The sequence below is a fragment of the Haladaptatus sp. R4 genome, assembly GCF_001625445.1.
Lineage (GTDB): Archaea > Halobacteriota > Halobacteria > Halobacteriales > Haladaptataceae > Haladaptatus.
This window is the reverse complement of sequence record NZ_LWHG01000028.1, coordinates 513,479-529,312: the sequence shown is the minus strand read 5'-3', so window position 1 is coordinate 529,312 and position 15,834 is coordinate 513,479. Positions and strand designations below refer to the sequence as shown.

The 15,834-nt window shown below is 58.5% G+C and carries 15 protein-coding genes and 1 tRNA gene; 9 read left to right on the top strand and 7 right to left on the bottom strand.

Annotated features, from left to right (window positions below; translation table 11 throughout):
• The first annotated feature begins 611 nt into the window (after window positions 1–611).
• The 6 genes from A4G99_RS17735 to A4G99_RS17705 all read left to right on the top strand — a co-directional run bounded on the left by A4G99_RS17735 (window position 612) and on the right by A4G99_RS17705 (window position 7,362).
• On the top strand, window positions 612–1,415 hold the full coding sequence (locus tag A4G99_RS17735; protein ID WP_066146594.1) for an alpha/beta fold hydrolase: 804 nt from the start codon (window positions 612–614) through the stop codon (window positions 1,413–1,415).
• A 648-nt stretch (window positions 1,416–2,063) separates the two neighbouring features.
• Complete coding sequence (locus A4G99_RS29895; protein ID WP_066146591.1) at window positions 2,064–2,780, top strand: DUF4129 domain-containing protein; 717 nt, start codon at window positions 2,064–2,066, stop codon at window positions 2,778–2,780.
• Window positions 2,777–4,747 carry a DUF58 domain-containing protein gene (locus A4G99_RS17725; RefSeq protein WP_066146587.1) on the top strand — a complete coding sequence of 657 codons (1,971 nt, stop codon included), beginning with the start codon at window positions 2,777–2,779 and terminating at the stop codon, window positions 4,745–4,747. The genes A4G99_RS29895 and A4G99_RS17725 overlap by 4 nt, the downstream gene beginning before the upstream one ends.
• Complete coding sequence (locus A4G99_RS17720) at window positions 4,737–5,246, top strand: hypothetical protein (RefSeq protein ID WP_066146586.1); 510 nt, start codon at window positions 4,737–4,739, stop codon at window positions 5,244–5,246. The genes A4G99_RS17725 and A4G99_RS17720 overlap by 11 nt, the downstream gene beginning before the upstream one ends.
• Before the next feature lie 1,365 nt (window positions 5,247–6,611).
• Complete coding sequence (locus A4G99_RS17710) at window positions 6,612–6,812, top strand: AbrB/MazE/SpoVT family DNA-binding domain-containing protein (protein WP_066146581.1); 201 nt, start codon at window positions 6,612–6,614, stop codon at window positions 6,810–6,812.
• Window positions 6,805–7,362 (top strand): hypothetical protein, encoded by a 558-nt coding sequence (locus tag A4G99_RS17705; protein ID WP_066146578.1) that lies wholly within the window; start codon window positions 6,805–6,807, stop codon window positions 7,360–7,362. The genes A4G99_RS17710 and A4G99_RS17705 overlap by 8 nt, the downstream gene beginning before the upstream one ends.
• A 76-nt stretch (window positions 7,363–7,438) precedes the next feature.
• On the opposite strand, the gene A4G99_RS17700 is transcribed toward A4G99_RS17705, so the two are convergent.
• From A4G99_RS17700 to A4G99_RS17675, 6 genes are all read right to left on the bottom strand, one after another.
• Window positions 7,439–7,840 (bottom strand): PIN domain-containing protein, encoded by a 402-nt coding sequence (locus A4G99_RS17700; RefSeq protein ID WP_066146575.1) that lies wholly within the window; start codon window positions 7,838–7,840, stop codon window positions 7,439–7,441.
• A gap of 3 nt (window positions 7,841–7,843) precedes the next feature.
• Window positions 7,844–8,110, bottom strand: a complete 267-nt coding sequence (locus A4G99_RS17695) for a hypothetical protein (RefSeq protein WP_066146572.1) — start codon at window positions 8,108–8,110, stop codon at window positions 7,844–7,846.
• A 353-nt stretch (window positions 8,111–8,463) separates the two neighbouring features.
• Window positions 8,464–10,443, bottom strand: a complete 1,980-nt coding sequence (locus tag A4G99_RS17690; protein ID WP_066146569.1) for a hypothetical protein — start codon at window positions 10,441–10,443, stop codon at window positions 8,464–8,466.
• Window positions 10,440–10,889 carry a hypothetical protein gene (locus tag A4G99_RS17685; protein ID WP_066146566.1) on the bottom strand — a complete coding sequence of 150 codons (450 nt, stop codon included), beginning with the start codon at window positions 10,887–10,889 and terminating at the stop codon, window positions 10,440–10,442. The genes A4G99_RS17690 and A4G99_RS17685 overlap by 4 nt, the downstream gene beginning before the upstream one ends.
• Window positions 10,890–10,998: 109 nt before the next feature.
• Window positions 10,999–11,268, bottom strand: coding sequence for a hypothetical protein (locus A4G99_RS17680; RefSeq protein WP_066146563.1), 270 nt, complete (start codon window positions 11,266–11,268; stop codon window positions 10,999–11,001).
• Between the two features lie 67 nt (window positions 11,269–11,335).
• Window positions 11,336–11,410, bottom strand: a tRNA-Val gene (locus A4G99_RS17675).
• A 90-nt stretch (window positions 11,411–11,500) separates the two neighbouring features.
• On the opposite strand from A4G99_RS17675, the gene A4G99_RS17670 reads away from it, so the two are divergent.
• Complete coding sequence (locus tag A4G99_RS17670; RefSeq protein WP_066146560.1) at window positions 11,501–12,805, top strand: hypothetical protein; 1,305 nt, start codon at window positions 11,501–11,503, stop codon at window positions 12,803–12,805.
• Here the strand turns inward: A4G99_RS17670 and A4G99_RS17665 are convergent.
• A complete protein-coding gene (locus tag A4G99_RS17665; RefSeq protein WP_066146557.1) occupies window positions 12,802–13,041 on the bottom strand; it encodes a hypothetical protein in 240 nt (79 codons plus the stop codon). The genes A4G99_RS17670 and A4G99_RS17665 overlap by 4 nt on opposite strands.
• 111 nt (window positions 13,042–13,152) lie before the next feature.
• On the opposite strand from A4G99_RS17665, the gene A4G99_RS17660 reads away from it, so the two are divergent.
• Together A4G99_RS17660 and A4G99_RS17655 are read left to right on the top strand one after the other, a co-directional pair.
• Window positions 13,153–14,106 carry an MBL fold metallo-hydrolase gene (locus tag A4G99_RS17660; protein ID WP_066146555.1) on the top strand — a complete coding sequence of 318 codons (954 nt, stop codon included), beginning with the start codon at window positions 13,153–13,155 and terminating at the stop codon, window positions 14,104–14,106.
• A gap of 501 nt (window positions 14,107–14,607) precedes the next feature.
• A complete protein-coding gene (locus A4G99_RS17655; RefSeq protein ID WP_223301966.1) occupies window positions 14,608–15,819 on the top strand; it encodes an adenine deaminase C-terminal domain-containing protein in 1,212 nt (403 codons plus the stop codon).
• Window positions 15,820–15,834 lie beyond the last annotated feature (15 nt).

The following is a 15,834-nucleotide window of genomic DNA, read 5'->3' as shown; positions in this document are numbered from 1 at the left end:
AACATATGCATGGTTCCAGAAGTACCCTTGTTGGGTTGAAGCGTATGGGATTGTGACATCTTCGTCGTTACCTCCGCTGAGTTCCAGAAGTACCCTTGTTGGGTTGAAGCTCGAACGAACCTGTGTTGATGATGTTCTGCCATTGTTCCAGAAGTACCCTTGTTGGGTTGAACCATGATCTGTGCGAAGGTCCCACTTCGAGATGCCTCTGTTTCAGAAATACCCATAATCCTTCTAATAGCGGATACACTCACTAGGTGAGCATTTGCTCTGACCCCAGTGGTTTCGCGTAGCGAATCGAGTTCGCCCGGATATGAACACGAATCGGTCCCAACTCGTGTTCATATTCCGTCGTTCGTGTTCACGATCACTCCCTCGACCGCGCCGATCACACCGCTCGCCACACGTCTTTTATAAGCAATCGATGTTCCAGTAGCCGGAGAATGCGAGGAAATTCGGGTCGTGTTCACGAGCATGGCTCATCAACGGAGCAAACTCGAAACTTGAGAAATTACCCTAATATACAATTTAGGAAGAAATAATGCAGTCAATTAGTCTGAAACTCTTCCAAATCGCATATATACACATCGGTTGACCAGCCATTGGTTAGTATGACTCGAATCGAAGTTGAGGAAGGGGTGGAATTGTTCGTTCAGGACTGGGGGTCGGGTACTCCAATCGTGTTCGTTCACGGGTGGCCGCTGAGCCACCGGATGTTCGAATATCAGTACATTCAGCTCCCCAGGGAAGACATTCGATGTATCGGTATTGACCTTCGTGGCTACGGACAGTCAAGTAAACCGTGGAGTGAGTATGACTTCGACATGTTCGCTGACGATCTGAAGGCAGTTCTCGACGAACTCGATGTCGAGGATGTAACACTCGCGGGGTTTTCAATGGGCGGGGGTGTCGTCACTCGATATATGAGCCGCCATAACGAAGAGTATGTGGCAAGATTGGCGCTACTTGGTGCTGCGAGCCCCGTTTTAGCCAAAAAACCAGACTTCCCGGAGGGCGTCGATGGAGCCGCATTTACGGGACTTGCTGAGGGATGCTATGAGGATCGGGCGAAGGTCAGTAGTGACTTCGGCGATTCGATGTTTCACTCCGCACCGAGTCCTGTGCTGAAAGATTGGCTCCAGAATATGAGCATGGAATCGTCGCCACAGGCTATGGCCGATTCGATCGAAGCGGTCGGCGAGATAGACCTTCGGTCTGACCTCGCGGACATCTCTGTTCCGACACTCATCTGTCACGGTGTGCACGACGAAGCCTGTCCGTTTGAACTGACGGCAGAGAAGCTCCACGAAGGGATCGAAAACACAGAGCTCGTTCGCTTCGACGAGAGTGGTCACGCGCTCTTCTACGAGGAAAAAGAGAAGCTCAACCAAGAATTGGCTCAATTCAGCAAATAGACAGAGTTGTGTCGAAATCACCCTTATCGTATTTTATCACCAAGGCCAATATTTTTGCACACATCTCTTGAGAACCCAATTTCAATAGGTAACTGAAACAGCGACAATATATAAAGAACTCCGAGAATCATTCGATCAGTCCGATTGAAGCAGTGTCGAGTCAATCGCAATCGACTCGATTTGCACACGACGGTCGCGATGGATGTGTGCAATTTCGCGGATCCGTTTCTCGCGTTCTACATTCCCAAGGGGAATGGTAGAGTCGAGATCGTGAGACCGTTGAGACGATCAGCAGCCACACTCGAACTGTTCGGTTCGATGTGGATCGTTTCGCCGATATTGAGAAGGAACCATAGCGGTTCAAATCTCGATTATAGGTGAAATTCATAGCTTTGATTCTCCGAATCTATTCGAAGGGGATGATGATCGCATGACTGATAGATGGATGCCAGCAATGAGGTAGTTCACAGTAGTCCGGAATCCTTCTCGTTCGTACCAAGAATACGGTCTCTCGATTTTTATACAACAACCCTCTCTAAAACGAGCGTAGAATACCTCTCTAACGCGCTGTCTAAACCCATCCAATATAACAATCCCAATAGTTTTTAATCGCTAGAGGGAGCCATTCTCAGAAAAGGTCGACCGCTCATGAACCGATCCCACGTCGCTCCCCTCCTCATCGCGGTGTTCGCGTTAGCGATTCTCGGGATGGCCGCTAGCACGCTGCAATCCGCACATCCAGTTAGCAACCAGCAGAAAACGACTGTCGAGACTCCGGGAGAGTCCCACACCGGAGGGCAGGCAAGCCAGAGTCAATCACAGTCCGGAAAACGACAAGGGACCCACTCCCTCATGCCGAATCTAAACGTTAAGAATGGCCTGAATAGCGGTCAGATACGATCCGGTAGCACGCTCACTCGACTTGCACTCGGAATCGGTCTGCTACTCTTCGGTGCGCTACTCGTCATTTGGCGTCTCACCACTGATGATGAACGTGGAGAAATAGTCGACGGGGAAAAAACTGACGGAGTAGTTACCGAGCCAAAGTCGTCCACTTCCTCGATGAGAGTCAACGATCTCCCACTGACCAACAACGTGTATCGAGCGTGGCGAACCATGGTCCGGTCCCTCGCCCCACCTCGGGAAAACCAAGAGACTCCCGCAGAGCTCGAACGACGGGCGATTAGAGCAAAGCTCCCGGAGATGCCGGTACACGAATTGACCGAGTTGTTCCGTTCGGTTCGATATGGCGGGAAGTTCCCGAACGACTCCCGAGAACGGCGTGCACAAAAAGCGCTCGACGAGATTCGACAGTCCGAGAACATGAACGACGCAGATTCCACTACAGCCACGTCCGAGAAATGAGCTGGATTCGTCGTCCAACCCTCGTCCTCGGTCTCGCATCGAGTCTCGTGGGTATCCTGCTGATTACATCGCCGACACTGGCAAATATCGGTACCCTCACGGGTGTCGCTCGGGCCGCACCATTCGTCATCATCGGCCTCGGGGCGGTCATTCTCGCAGGATACTTGCTTATCAGAGATAACTCGGCGACCGACACGGGAAACGGTCAGCAAGTCGTACATGGAGCATCTCTGCAACCGGAGAATCGTCCTCGGTACGAACGTCCCGGAACATCGTTCGCACGGCGTCTTGCGGGGATTGACTGGAGCGACCGACGCATGGACGACCCCGAAAGCCGCCTCGCTCTCCGCGCTGAGTTACGGGAGATTGCGATCTCCGTACTGTCACGGACGGAAACGTGGACACGAACGGAGATAGAGACGCGACTCGACGACGGGAGCTGGACGGACGATTCTCGGGCAGCGGCTTTCTTCGAAGACGATGTCGTTCCAAGGTTGTCGTTGCGCCAGCGGCTTCGCTCGCTACGGAGCACCGAACCACCGTTTGCACGACGGGCACGGCATGCGATCGCCGACCTTGCGAGTCGATTCGGTGGGACATCCGTTTCGCCCGAACTGTTCGACGCGACAAAACGTTCGCTTGACGAGACACCAATCACGACGACACGGGAGTACTGGTCGTCGATCGCCGGTGAGAACTCACAAGTGTCCCGACCGGGACGGACGCGCGGTGTGACTGCAGCAGCACTCGTTGCCGGAGGGCTCGGCATCTTCACAGTCCGTCCGGGACTCCTCCTCCTCGCCTTGTTCGGTATCACTATTGCCGGGTACACACGTATCGCTACCCCACCGTCGAAGGAGGTCGAAATAACGCGAACCATCAGCGACCCGGAACCCGACGTGGGAGACGATGTCACTGTCACCGTCTCGATCAGAAACACTGGTAACAGCACGCTCGCGGATCTCCGGTTGATCGACGGCGTGCCCGTCGGACTCACCGTCACCGACGGTTCGCCTCGATTCACCACCGCACTTCGTCCGGGAAAGAGAGCCACGTTCACGTACTCGGTAACCGCTGTGTCTGGAATTCATACGTTCGACCCATCGCTCGTCATCATGCGGGACGTAACCGGTGTGCAGAAGCGAGAGCTACTCGTCGAGAGCACGGCAAACGAAATCAACTGTCTCGTAAACGAATCGCCCGAATCAGAAGTGAGTCTCCCACGGGAGACGACGGTTCATTCGGGGCAAGCACGAGCGACTGTCAGTGGTTCCGGTGTCGAGTTCCATTCGGTTCGAGAGTATCGTTCCGGGGATTCGCTGTCACGTATCGATTGGAAACGGATGGCAAAGACCGGCGAGTTGCGGACGGTCGATTTCCGGGAGTCGCGACTCACAAAAGTGATGGTCGTTATCGATGCTCGAACAGAAGCGTATCTAGCACCGCTCGGTGCATCCGATGAACCGATCGTCCAACAGAGCGTTACTGCGGGACGATACATCACGACCCAATTGCTGTCGGAGAGTATCCCGGTTGGCGTTACAGCACTGTCACCGGAGTCGTGCTGGTTGTCCCCGGGTGCCGGTGCATCACAGCGAAGTCGCATTCATCGTACTCTCGCCGAGGAGACGGCGTTCGCGTGGGACACCCCGAACGAGGAACTCGACGTGACTGCGGCGATTCAGGAGTTTCACCAGCGGATTCGTTCGGATATCCAGGTGATACTCATTTCACCGATGTGTGATGACGAAGCGAAACACGCTGCACGACGACTCGATGCGTTCGGGTACGCCGTCACTGTCGTCAGCCCGAACCCGACGATAGGAGAACCTTCGGCCGACTGTGCGGACGGCTTCGCATCTCTCACGCGGCGTTTCCGACTCGGGGATCTTCGAAGTGCCGGTATCCCTGTGGTTGATTGGAACGTCTCCGAGCCGATTGAGGAGGTGTTTCGATATGCACCGTAGCACTGGATGGATATCACGGGGAACACCGCCGCTGTTCAGTACCGTCGTCGCCTTACTGGCCGCGTTCGGGGTCCTCCTCGTTACTGCTGTCTCCGTGTACACTCTCATAGCCAGCGTTAGTGGGGTCGTGTTCCTCGTGGTTGGCCTCGTTCGAGGGTCGTCGGAAATCCTCACGGTCGGGTCCGCAGTGCTATTCGGTGCGGTCGTCGTTGCCGGACTACTCGGAATCGCACCGTTGTTTCTCCTTATCGCTGCATTCCTTACAGTGATCTCTTGGGATGTCGGGCAGAACGGGCTCACCATTACGGACGAGGTCGGTCGAGAAGTTTCGACGCTCCGAATCGAAGGAATTCACCTCGTCAGTCATGTAGTTGTTCTCACTGTTGGTGCAACCATCGGATATGTGGCATTTCGTAGTGCAACCGGTGGATACCCGGTCTTTGCCCTGATTGCACTCCTCGTCGGCGTTATCGCGTTGCTGATCACATTACAAGAATGAACCTGACCACAATACAAAAGATACCGTTGAAAATTATTTTTAGCTGCCTAGAATAAATTTATATATTATTTTTACAGATTATAATGTGGGAATGGCCCCAGAAAAGACTAGTGATAATGATACAGGTATCGCTCGTCGGAATGTTCTCCGATCCATGGCTACAGCGGGTGCCGCCGCTATCAGCTTAAGCAGTACTGCTGCAGCCGATTCGAATCAACGTCGTCTTTCAAAATCCGAGGTGAACGAGGCGACTAAAGAGTACAAGAGTGTCGAGGCGGTACAACAGTTGTTCAGTTCGTATCCGGAAATGATTACGGCTGTTGCTGAGGAAGGCTATATAGAGCGTCCATCCGTGGACGAGTTCGACATTGTTGTCGACACCGATGAGTGGCAAACGACCCAAGATAACAGTGGCCGTTATCTCGCCGCGTTTCGAGCCTTGCTCATAGACGGCGACGTGTCCCCCGAGATCCGTATTGTTCGAGAGTTCGAGGATGGAACTCTGACCATTCTTGCTCGGCCGAAAGATGATGTCCGATGGGCAGTCTTCTCGAAGAGCGAGACTGAACACGACTTTTTCTACAAAGTCGGTTCCATGCATCCGAGTAGCACACAGGGTGTTGAGGCAACGGACACGTGCTCTACGTGTGTCCCATTCAATTGTTCCTCCGGGTCGTGCGTGTATCGTTCATCGTGTTGCTGCTGGGACACGTGCAAAAACGCGACCTGTTACACTCACGTGTGTGGGTAATACTCGCGAATAGGCTGTAATCACAATCGAAGGTGCTTGCCTACTCCGAGTGAATCGCTCGTGAGTACGGAACCATCTTTAATCACTCGACGAGTTCGTCGGTGCGATTGTCTGTACACTTTGACGTTACTCATGCCAGCATGAACACTGGAGTTCGTATTCCGAGAACTGTGATTTTCGAACCCAAGGTCCATTCCGAGCTCGAGGCGAATTTCAAGCGAATACGCACGCGCGCGTCTCGGATAGGCTCGGTAGGGTCCCCCCGGGCGTAGAGACCATAACCCTGCTTCGAAGAACTAGAAACACCGTCACGGACTCGTCGAACGACGACTGATAATACGCTCCATAGATACAAGGAGAATCTTTATAGCCACCCCGGTTTCTCGCTTTTCCGACAATGAAAAAACAACCCGATGGAACAGTAGAAGAGGCCCCTAATTCAAAGAAGGTTGAAAGGAGTGAGGCGCTGTGAGTCAGTCCACGTCCTCGCACAGTCGGCGCGAGTGCAATTGTTCGGTGTGTCTCCGTGACAACGGCGGTCTCGACTACTGTGCTCGCTGCCGTTTCTACGACTGCGATCCAGAGGAGCCACATTGCAAACGGGAGGACGACGCATGAGCAAGGGCGCACCGTTGATGTACGCGGATACGCGCACCGTGCAAGCGGGCGATGGCTGTAACTTGGTGACGATTCCGAAGGACCTCGTCGAGGCCTTCGACATCGAATCGGGCGACGAACTCCTCTTCAGCGTTCAGCGAGGAGACGAGGGCATCCTGATTCGCCCCGCCGAGCAATTCCGACCACAGTATGAGTAGCGACACTCCATCCAGCGGACTGCTCTCGCGCTTCCAAAACGTCCGGTCGGCGTTCCCCGAGCAGGTAGTGGCGAGACCAACTAGCGCGGTGTTCCATCGCCTCGACCTCTCCGGAGAGACGGACCCATTACCCGCGTGTAGTGCCGGACCGTGCGATTCCGAATGGCACACTGCAGACCCGGAAACCGTCCGACTGAGTGGCTTGCGACCGTGCCGGTCCTGCTTCCAGGGGATTCTGGAATACCTCGCCCTCCAACCCGACAGCCCGGTCGAAGCGCGCGTTTCGACGGGAGACACCTTCGACGGTGGTGAATCACAGGACCAGTCCGACGAGGACGCCTTCGAACCCATCGTGACGCCATTGATTCCGTCGCTCACCTCACGTACCGATGAAGTCATGGTCACCGGTGGAACCTCGAAGATCATGCACGCCCCGACGACGGACGGGCCACTCTGTGGACAACGTGGTGACTACCGAGTAGTCGATCCCTCCGTCCTCGGTGGACATTACCGCCCCTGTGACGACTGCTTCGAGAACCTCTCGGAATGAGCCGGTCGGGACCGCTCACGTTCGTCGCTGAAATTCCGGCGATGAACTCCGAAGGGATGGTAACGGTTCTATGTCGTCACTCGTCTTCGTGAGGTTCCAACGGAACTCGGTCGAGTCCGATCTTGTCGTAGTCCTGTTCGGTCGATAGCACCGTTTCTTCTCCGGTTGCAATGACGCCCGCATGAAGCGCGTCGAACGGAGTCATCTCGTACTCATCGAGAAACGTCGCCGCCGCGAGAACCGCGTCCTCGTGCGTTTCTGGCTCGATTGGGACGAGTTCGAGGAGGTTTGCGATGGCTCGTGGCGCGTCGATCTTGTACTCCGAGTCGCCTCGGTCATAGAATAACACCAGCACTTCGGCGTACGCGAGAATCGACGTGTGGATGTCATCACGCTCCTCGAGCTCACGGAGTGCGGATTCCTGCAACCAGTCGTCGTTTTTGACGAGCGCGATGAGAAAGTCGGTTTCGACGTACACGCGTTACTCCGTCCGCTCCTGTGACCGTTGTTCGGTTTCTTCGCGAACTTCTTCGGAGATCGCCTCGCGTGCTTCTTCCTTGAGCTCGCTTCCGTCCACGTCGTCAAAGGCGTCTCCGACGGCGTCGCGCAACCCCTCGAGCGGGTCATCATCGACGGGGAAGAGCGCGACGTGGTTCGGCAGTTCGACGATCCGGTAATGCTCGCCGAACCGTTCCCGGACGTCTTTCGGGAGGTAGATGCGGCCGCGTTCGTCTGTCGATTTCGACATCGTTACTGTACTATTGGGCGTGCAGAACGTAAATCCTTCCCGTATTTCAGCAAATCTTCCCGTACCCGGTTGGGTTGCGCTCGATTCGCCGAACAACCGCGGTGTCCTTTGTTTCCGGTGTCGAGCGCGAAAGCGCGAGACGTACTTTAGGCCCGTGGCTCTTTAGCCACACATTCTAAGCGGAAATGCGGGGGTCCCCCTCGAATTGTCACGGTCGGTCGTGGTCGCTCTCGATACTCGCCCGTTCCACTTCTGACCCAATACAAGTTTACTTGTTTCAAATTCAGAAAAGGGAAAGTGTAGTTAGGGTAAATCGGTTCGAACGAGAGTGTCGCCACTCGAACGTCAGGCGGTCAGCCGAAGCTTCGCACCCAGTACTGCGGCGCGAACACGGTCCCGTCAGCGAGCCGAACTGCAGGTCGCACCTCGAAGGCGAACTGACGCACCGCTTTTCCGGTGAGTTGGCTCCACCGATTGGCACCGGTTCGGAGGATTCGTCGAACTTCGTCCTTCGACTCCGGCGTATACTTCATCGTCAACTCGTCGGGCTCACCTTCCCGATCGTCGAACTCGACGCCGTAGGTCTCGCGCCACCGAGCAAACGCCGAGTCACCGTCGACGACTTTCTCCGCCTGAACGAGTCGGTCGGCGGCTTCCGACATCGACACTTGGAACGACTCTTTTGCCCCCCGGAGATACTTCAGTATCTCCTGGGCGACGTTCTTCGAGCGAAGCCGAACATCACCGTACTCGTGGACGACGATCGAGCCGAGTCGCTTCAGCGACGTGTACACCGTATCGATGTGTCGACCCAGATCTTCGGCCAGATTTTTCGGCGCGATCTGCCCGCCGTCGGTCAGCAACTCCTCCGCGATCTCGACGTCGGTCGGAGCGAGGTTCGGAACGACGCGCATCACGTCGTCGTGCTGCTCCTGCTGGATGCTCGGGAGTCGATTCGGCACGAGGTTTCTGAATCGCCGTTCGCCCGTCACCTCGAAGACGTCGTCTTCGACGTACACCTGCCCGTCGGGGCGAATCGGAATGTCAGTCCAGTCGAGTGCGTTCAGTAGTGCTTCGTCGAGTTCCGTCTCCACTCGTCGAAGATCGTCCCAGTAGACCGTCCGGTCGGTCACCGAATTCTGAAGAGCAACACCAAATTTCGGATGTTCGAGCGTGGCGTCGCCCTCGACCGCGTCGGGGTTCCGGACGTGGTAGTGTTTGAACTCCTTCCCGAGAACGTGACCGCCGAGCAACTCTCCGGCTCGTTCGTGGTCGATGGTCGCAACGTGATAGTAGCCCTCGCACTCGCGATCGTCGCGAATACTCTTCGCGTAGCCTCGACGTTCGTCGGCGAGCAGCATCGAGATTCGATGAATCGGCCCGTCGATGGCGTACAGCGGCCCGGTCAGATCCTTATCGAGTCGAACGTACAGCTCTCCGTCGGTGATGTTCGACGAGTGGTGGATGTTCTCCGGGCGGACGTCGTCGTACGGGATGTACGTCGGATTCGACCACTTCTTTCCCTGTTGACCCTGGAGAACGCCCATCGCCTGATAGAACAACTTCGGGTACACTCGCGGGTCGATGTTCGACCCCGTGTACTCCACGTCGATTCCGAGTAGATCGTGCGGGTTACTTGGGTCCCTGTAACCGTCCTCCGATTCGAGATTCGGCCAGCGCGGTCGGACGTTGAACGACGCTTTTCGAAGCGCATCCCGATGGTTCTCGACACCCGCAGGGTGCATCTTCACGGAGTACTCGCGAACGTTCTCGATTCGGAACGACGAATCGCGCCACGGTTTCAGCTTGCTATCCGAAAAGGAGAATTCGAGCTCCCACCGCTCGCGACCAGTCGTTTCGGCGATGTCGTCGGGGACGCCGAACTCGGCTTTGAGCGCGCCATCGTCGCGGAAATCGTGTTCCTTCTGGAGGCTGTTCAGCCCGTAGTAGATGCCGAGTCCGACGTCGTACTTCACGTACGCCTTGAACTCGTGCCACTGCGAGCGGATGAAGTACGTCCGGTCGATATCTTCGACCGATTCCTCGTTCTCCTTCGACTGCTCTCGTCGAACAGCGTGTTGGAGCGGTTCGCAGGTGTACTCGTGTTGATCGTAGTCGTAGACGCGCCGAAACTCCTGCTCACAGTGCCGACAGCAAACGACGTTCGTCGGGGCGCTGTCCGGTTCGCTGTCGGCGTTCTGCGTTGTGGTCTCACCAACGGTATAGTCACCCGAAAGAACCGCGTCGTCGGCGACGTCGTCGCGCTCGGCGTGGACGTCGTCCATCGTGACTTCGTCACGATTCTGGCCCGCATGGTGGACGTCGCGGGTCACTGCGAGTCACCGCCGTCGCTTCGAAGACGGTGGATCTTCTCTGATGCCGAGAGCGGTTTCTCGACGTCTTCCTCGCAGTCGTTGTTTCGACGTCGTGCTGTCTCGGCCCGCTCGCTGGCCCATTCACGCAGTTGTTCGGGAGGCCGGTTCGGCGGTTCGAACTCGCCGTGTTCTTCGAGGAACGCTTTCCGTTCTTCGAGGAGCGAGATGACGCCCTCGCGCGGTCCGTAGTCGATCTTTCGCTCGACTGCAATCCAGGCGTTGACGACCTCGATTGTCCCGATTCCGCGAATGCGGGCCGTGACCAGCCGCTGAAGCGTGTGATCGGTGTGGGCACTCCCGTGTTCGACGAGGTCGTGATCGAGAAACCGCGCGGGGTTCTCGTTCAGTTTCCCCTTGAGGCGACGTTGCCACTGGGGGGTTTCGTCGCGAGCAGGCGAGACCATCCTTATCTCACCTGCTCACCGCTTACCTCGATGCCCGCACGTTCCGCGGGATGGCGAAGGGAGACTCCGGTCTCGACATCGTAGAGTTCGCTGGCACGGACGAACTCCCTCACGCGTTCTCACCGCCGTCGGTGACGCGTCGCTTCCGGAGTTCGACGCCGCCCTTCCGACTCGGATACTCCTGTGGGTCGAGGCGTTCTGTAACCTCGCGTCCACAGGCTGATCCGCGCATAATACGCGCCCAGGAATCGCACTCGGGGCATCGTAGGGCACGACCGTCGTCGGTACCGTAGACGCGTCGGAACTTCTGGGTGACGTGGGCCTCGCAGTAGCCACACGTCTGGCGGTTGCTATCCGGGTTCGGAAGTCGAACCGCCATCAGAACCAGCACCCCCCAAACCGGCCGCTAACTGTCAGGGAATGATGGAAAAAGTATTTATATGCAGTGGGTCGGGGCAGATTCGAACTGCCGATCTGCTCCGTGTGAAGGAGCTGTCATAACCGGACTAGACTACCGACCCGCTCACTTTTCCGTTTTCCTGCACCGGACTTAAGGCTTGCTTTCGAGGGCGGCCGGTACGACCAAGGGCCAGCGATTCCGACCCCCGAACATGACCGACTGGAACGTGGTGAACGTGACCGACGCGGAACCGGGCGTTCGGGACGGCGGGAAACCCCTGAGCGAAGTGCTTTCCGCGCACGCCGGTCCACGGACGAAGTTCGTGCTTCCAGAGGGACGCTACCACCTCGACGGCCGGTTCTACCACAACGACGCCGAGGCAGTCGCGGTGGTGGGCGACCCGCACGCCACGCTGGTCGTGACCGACCCCGATCAGCAGTACGGACTGGACGTCGGCGGCGATTGGGGCGTATCCGCCGATTCGTCGGCCACGACGGTCGAGATTAGAAACCTGACGTTCGACATGAGCGCGGAGGGCGTCGGCGCGCAGGCAATCTCCGCGCGGGCGAGCGACGACCTGCGAATCGAGAACGTGGCCGTGGAGGGGGAATGTGCGTCGGCGGGCAAGAAGGCCCTCGGGGCGATTTACGCGGCGGTCACGCACCCGGATGGGGTGGGCGAGGTGAACGTCTCGCTACCGGACGGGTGTGCGTTCCGTCCCGACGCGTATCCGGATCAGTCACCCGCGGAGTCCCAGACCAGCCATCCGATCGGTATCAGCGTTACCGACGACCACCGCGGCGAGTTGACGTTCCGCGACTGCCACGTCGAGGGGTGGGTGAACAACGGCGGCTACCTCGCAGGTGGGAGAGGACCGTGTTTCGTGGAGGGAGGCCTGTGGAAGGACAACGGGAACGCGAACCTCCGGTTGGGCGACGGCGACGAAGCCAGCGGCGTGGAAATCGAAGTGGACGAGACCGAATACACCGGCTGTGGACTCTGGTTGCAGGAGGGCGATGCACGCGTCTCGCACACCGAAATTCGTCTGCCGGACTGCGACAACGACGGCCTCAGGATTTCGAGTCGCGCCGCCCGCGTGCGCGACCTGAAGATAGAGTGTGCGTCCTCGGCGCGCGCCATCAAGGTCAACGACGGGGACGGTCCGGTCGTCTTGGAAAACGTCGAACTGGTGGACTCGGGCGACGGCGCGATTCACGGCTACTGCGTGGAGTTGTGGCGCGGCGGAACCGAACTCCGCGACTGCCGGTTCGCCTTCCGAAACGGCGCGGAAGACCGACACGGTATCAACGTCCTCGGCGAGGGAGTCGTCTTCGATGGAGTGACAGCCACCCACGACGCGGACGGGAACGCGACCGTGCTCGTCAAGGCCGACGACGTGGCGTTCAGGAACTCGACGCTCCGTGGCCGTGTCGATGTGGATAGAAAAAACGCGTCGCCCCCGCACGTCGAGGGCGGCGACTTCGCGGAGTGTGAGTGTATCGGCTTCGAGGTCTAACTCATCCGCTTTCTCGCGTCCCGGACGGCGTCGCGGGAACGTCGTTTCGCTTCGTGCTCCACGCCACGGATGTTTCGTCGCATCTTCTCGCGTCGGCTCGGTTCAGGCGGTCGTTCCCGTCCGGTCAGTTCGCGGGCTTTTCTCTCGGCGGGTTGCAGTTCCTCGCGGAGACCACGCCCGAGATGACTCCCGGCATGTCGGAGGTGGTACCACGCGTCTTTGAAGTGTGTGTTCATGGCTCTCCCAATTATGTCCTTACGTTTGGGTCAGATATAATCGTTCCGTCGGAATTCGCCGGGGACCCGGGTTCAAAAACGGTTTTACCGCGGGCAAAGAAAGGGACATGTATGTTTACGCGGCTTTCGATTCCGACGCCGTTCCAAATCGGACCAGTGAACGCCTACTTGGCGGGGCGGACGCTGGTGGACCCCGGTCCGGGAAGCGAAGAGGCATGGACTGCACTGCTCGACGGGTTGGAGGACCACGACCTCGGGCCGAGCGACGTGGAGCAGGTGCTCATCACGCACCCGCATCCGGACCACTTTGGCTTGGCAAAGCGGCTTCGTGAATCTGGCGCACGGATCGTCGCCAGCACCGCGGCAGCGGACATTTTGGGGGATTTCGACGACAGATTGCGGTACGAACAGGAGTACTTCTCGGATTTCTTCGACCGGAACGGGATGGCGGCGACGACCGCCCAAACCGTCACCAACCTTCCGGAGGCGTATCTCTCGGCCGCCCCAAGCGTCGAAACCGACCTCGCACTCGACGACGGCGAATCGGTCACGGTCGAGGGTATCGAGTTGACCGCCGAGTTCGTCCAGGGACACTCCGCCGGAGAGACCATCTTCACGTTCGAGTACGAGGGTGAATCGATGGCGGTCGTCGGCGACCACGTGCTCGGCGATATCACGCCCAACCCGTTCCTCCAACCGCCGACGGAGAGCGGTGGAAAGCGCCCGCGTATGCTTCCGTCGTTCAACCGCTCCCTCTCGAACCTCCGAGAGCGCGACCTCGACTACATCTTTCCCGGCCACCGTGAGGAGATCGACGACCCCTCCGAGCGGATCGGCGAAATCCTCGACTCCCACGAGGAGCGAACCCGAAACGTTCGCGCGCTCGTGGACGACCCGACGACGGCGTTCGGCGTGATGGAAGGGTTGTTCGACGATCTGCCCGCGACGGAGTACTTCCCCGGGATGAGCGAGGCGGTCGGCCACCTCGACGTGCTCGAAGAGCGCGGGGAAGTGAACCGACACGAACAAGGTGGCGTCGTGGTGTACGAGGGAGTAACCAAATGAACGAACTGCAACCCGTCACCCTCGGCGACGAACCTGCCGACCTCGTGATTCGGAACGGTCGCGTTCTCTTGCCGGAGTTGTGCGAGTTTCAGGCCCGCGATGTGGTCGTGAAGAACAACCGCGTCGCGGCGCTGCCGGAGGATGGAACCGACGCTATCGGCGACGAAACCCGAGTCATCAACGCCAGTGACCGCGTCGTGACGCCGGGATTCATCGACGCTCACACGCATATCGATTTGCACCAGACGTTCGAGAACGCCTATCACTACGCCCTCGAAGGTGGAACCACGACCGTCGTGTCGGAGGTTTCGGGTTTCGGGTTGTCGTTCGGCGCGGAAGCGTCGAGCAGTTGCTCGCCGCGACGTCGTACCTCCCGATTCGGGTGTACGCGACGGTTCCGCCGCAACCGCTCATCGATACGTTCGAACCCGCACGCGGGAACGCGGAATCGCTCACCAACCTCCTCGGTGACGCCCGCATCGTCGGCGTCGGCGAGACCGACTGGATTCACGCCGTCGTCGGGACACCCCGACCGAGGACCTGTACGAGCGCGCCCACATCGAGGGCAAAACCGTCAGCGGCCACGGTGCTGGCTGTTCGGGGGAGAAACTCCAAGCGTTCGCGACCGTCGTCGACGACGACCACGAGTCGATCACGGGCGAGGACATCATCGATCGCGTCGAGAACGGTATCCACGCCGTCGGCCGCTGTGGCTCGATTCGTGACGACATGTCGGCGGTCGGCGAGGCGTACGAGGAGATCGGCGCGGCCGAAATCTCGCTCTCGACGGACGGCATGTGGCCCCGGGAACTCGTCCGCGAGGGATACATGGACGTGGTTGTTCGTCGAGCGATAGAGGAGGGCGTCTCGCCCGCGGACGCGATTCGCATGGCGACGCTCAACCCCGCCCGCCACTTCGGCCTGTCGAACCTCGGGTCGCTCGCACCGGGCAACATCGCCGATATCCTGCTCATCGACGACTTGGAAACCGTCAACGTCACCACCGTGATCAACGGCGGCGAGGTCGTCTACAACAACCACGAGATGGCCGTCGCGCCGCGTTCCTACGAGTACCCTGACCACTTTTACGACAGCGTGAACGTCAGCACCGACCCGGACGAGTTCCGCGTCCCCGCGGACGTGGCCGTCGACGGTGAGGTTCGCGCCATCGAATACCGCGAGGGACTGCTCTCGGGCGAGACGAACGTCGTCCCACCGGAGGAGGACGGCGAACTCGTCGCCGCGCCGGAGGACGGCCTGTTGAAAGTCACGCTCCTCGACCGGCATCCGGACGGGGACGGAACCGGTTTCACCGGCTTCGTTACCGGACTGGGACCGATCGAGGGTGCGATTGCGACCAGTCTCACGTGGGAGACGCCCGGCGTCATCGCCGTCGGTAGTGGCGAAGACCTCCGCCGTGCGGTTTCGCACGTCAACGAGATGGGCGGTGGCTGGGCGGTCGTCAGGGACGGCGACGTGATCGCCGAACTCCCGACGCGAGTGGCCGGGGTGTGCTCGGACCTCGAAGTCGAGGAAACCGCAAAACTGTACACCGCGATCGAGAGCGCGCTACGGAGTCTGGGAACGGATGTCGAACGCCCGATGATCGGAATCCAGACGCTCACGTTCCCCGGCGTGCCCTCCCTCAAGATGTCCTTCTCGGGCTATGCCGACATCTTCTCGCGCGAAATCGTCGGGTTGAAGCCGAACTAGGCGTTCCGGTGTCGG

Bases quoted from the DNA above. Each gene is read 5' to 3' on its own strand.
- A4G99_RS17735 (WP_066146594.1), top strand. From the start codon at position 612: ATGACTCGAATCGAAGTTGAGGAAGGGGTGGAATTGTTCGTTCAGGAC.
- A4G99_RS29895 (WP_066146591.1), top strand. From the start codon at position 2,064: ATGAACCGATCCCACGTCGCTCCCCTCCTCATCGCGGTGTTCGCGTTA.
- A4G99_RS17725 (WP_066146587.1), top strand. From the start codon at position 2,777: ATGAGCTGGATTCGTCGTCCAACCCTCGTCCTCGGTCTCGCATCGAGT.
- A4G99_RS17720 (WP_066146586.1), top strand. From the start codon at position 4,737: ATGCACCGTAGCACTGGATGGATATCACGGGGAACACCGCCGCTGTTC.
- A4G99_RS17710 (WP_066146581.1), top strand. From the start codon at position 6,612: ATGAGCAAGGGCGCACCGTTGATGTACGCGGATACGCGCACCGTGCAA.
- A4G99_RS17705 (WP_066146578.1), top strand. From the start codon at position 6,805: ATGAGTAGCGACACTCCATCCAGCGGACTGCTCTCGCGCTTCCAAAAC.
- A4G99_RS17695 (WP_066146572.1), bottom strand. From the start codon at position 8,110: ATGTCGAAATCGACAGACGAACGCGGCCGCATCTACCTCCCGAAAGAC.
- A4G99_RS17685 (WP_066146566.1), bottom strand. From the start codon at position 10,889: ATGGTCTCGCCTGCTCGCGACGAAACCCCCCAGTGGCAACGTCGCCTC.
- A4G99_RS17680 (WP_066146563.1), bottom strand. From the start codon at position 11,268: ATGGCGGTTCGACTTCCGAACCCGGATAGCAACCGCCAGACGTGTGGC.
- A4G99_RS17670 (WP_066146560.1), top strand. From the start codon at position 11,501: ATGACCGACTGGAACGTGGTGAACGTGACCGACGCGGAACCGGGCGTT.
- A4G99_RS17665 (WP_066146557.1), bottom strand. From the start codon at position 13,041: ATGAACACACACTTCAAAGACGCGTGGTACCACCTCCGACATGCCGGG.
- A4G99_RS17660 (WP_066146555.1), top strand. From the start codon at position 13,153: ATGTTTACGCGGCTTTCGATTCCGACGCCGTTCCAAATCGGACCAGTG.